Consider the following 1,937-nt stretch of genomic DNA (forward strand, 5'->3'; position numbering starts at 1 on the left):
CAAACGTGAGCCAAGTCAGGGCGGCCTCATCGAACCCCACACGCGCCAACACCAACTGACGAAACACCTCGTCGTCCGCGGCGGCCTCATCGAACCCCACACGCGCCAACACCAACTGACGAAACACCTCGTCGTCCGCGGCGGCCTCATCGAACCCCACACGGGCGTAGGCGGCGCACAACGCATCCCACAGCAGCGCCGACTTCGACGAGGTGATCGGTAACGGCTCGGCCGCCGCGCGCTCGCCCAGGCCCAGATCGAGTTGTGCCTGGCCGGCGGCCAGGCGCTGGGCGGCCGCAGCCCTCAGTGCCGCGATGCCGGCCTCGTCGTGCGCCGACCCGAGATGCTCGATCTTGCGTGACCCCCGCCGGGTGGACCACACGATCTGCACCGCGGTCGCCCCCGAGGACGTCTTCACCGTGCGCACGTAGGCCACCCAGGCACCCTACGGGCCGCCGGCTAGACGGTATGAGGGCTGACTCGAGGCCGAAGGCCTCGGGCTGCAATCGGACGTGGGTTGCCGGTGACGAGTGAACACTCGCACTGGTAGAGCCACAGTTGCAGATCAGGAGGCCTCCGGTGAGTTTCAACGGTACGAGTGTCGGGTTGGACGTGCATGCGCTTTCGGTGGTTGCGCATGCATTTGATGAAGAGACGGGTCGGGTCGAGCGGGCGCGATTGTGTCCCGATCACGGCGAGATCCTGGACTGGTTGCACAGACTGCGAGGTCCCTTGCGGGTGGCCTACGAGGCCGGGCCGACGGGGTTCGGGCTGGCCCGGGCATTGACTGATGCCCAGATCGACTGCGTGGTCGCGGCACCGTCGAAGTTGATCCGCCCGGCTGGGGATCGGATCAAGACCGATGCCCGCGATGCCGCGCACCTGACCCGGCTTCTGCGGTTGGGCGAAATAACCGCGGTCACGGTTCCCGAGGCTGAGGTGGAGGCGGTGCGCGATCTGGTGCGGGCCCGCGAGGACGCCCGCGCCGATCTGATGCGGGTGCGGCACCGGCTGTCCAAGCTGCTGTTGCGCCAGGGCCGGGTGTACTCGGGCGGGAACGCCTGGACCGGGGTCCACGAAACCTGGCTGCGGCGGCAACGATTCGATGACCCCCATACCAGGGCGGCCTTCGACCATCACTTTGACGCGGTCCTGTCGGCGACTGCGGCGAGGGATCGTCTCGACGAGCAGATCGTTGCGGTCGCGGCCTCATCGCGATGGTCTGATCCGGTTGATCGGCTGGGGTGTTTGCGTGGGATCTCCGCATTAACCGGGCTGGCGTTGTCGGTGGAGATCGGTGATTGGACCCGGTTCACCGGTGCCTCGATCGGCGCCTACGTCGGATTGGTGCCCACCGAATACTCCTCGGGGGCCTCTCGGGTGCAGGGTTCGATCACCAAGGCCGGCAATGCCCATGTCCGGCGGTTGTTGATCGAATCGGCCTGGCACCACCGGGCGGCGTACCGCAATCCCGGTCCTGCGATGCGAGCCCGCTGGGCCAAGGTCGACCCCGCGCTCAAGGACCGCGGCCATGCCGGCAACCGACGCCTGCACCAACAATGGTGCCGATTCAACGAACGCAAGAAGCCTCACGTCGTGGCCAACGTCGCGGTCGCCCGTCAACTGGCCGGTTGGTGCTGGTCGCTGGCCACGCTGGCCTAAGCGTGGCCGTCCAAACTTGATTGGAGTCGGTCGGTCGACGGCGAGGTAGGCGAACTGGATCTGCGTTACAGCTATGAGCAACAACAGCATTCGATGAATGTTGATGTGACGCCCGTCCCTAGAGAGCAGCCACCGTTCGCGCCGAACCATCGTCTTGCGGTATCCAACCCGCGTATATCAGTCTGACACCCACCGTCGTTGATCAACGACCGCCGCGACACCGACTGACCCCGATCAAACGAAAGCCGCCCCGGCTGGGCTTGACCCCGTTTGGT

At 66.2% G+C, this 1,937-nt stretch carries 1 protein-coding gene and 1 pseudogene; one reads left to right on the forward strand and one right to left on the reverse strand.

The features are described 5' to 3' along the window. Positions 1-391: pseudogene (locus J3476_RS27690) on the reverse strand (IS1634 family transposase); the annotation flags it as partial. A 188-nt stretch (positions 392-579) separates the two neighbouring features. Between J3476_RS27690 and J3476_RS27695 the strand changes: the two are divergent. Next, complete coding sequence (locus tag J3476_RS27695; protein ID WP_170311247.1) at positions 580-1,662, forward strand: IS110 family transposase; 1,083 nt, start codon at positions 580-582, stop codon at positions 1,660-1,662. The last annotated feature ends 275 nt before the right edge of the window (positions 1,663-1,937 follow it).

The sequence above is a fragment of the Mycobacterium sp. PO1 genome, from assembly GCF_017312405.1.
Classification (GTDB): Bacteria; Actinomycetota; Actinomycetes; order Mycobacteriales; family Mycobacteriaceae; genus Mycobacterium.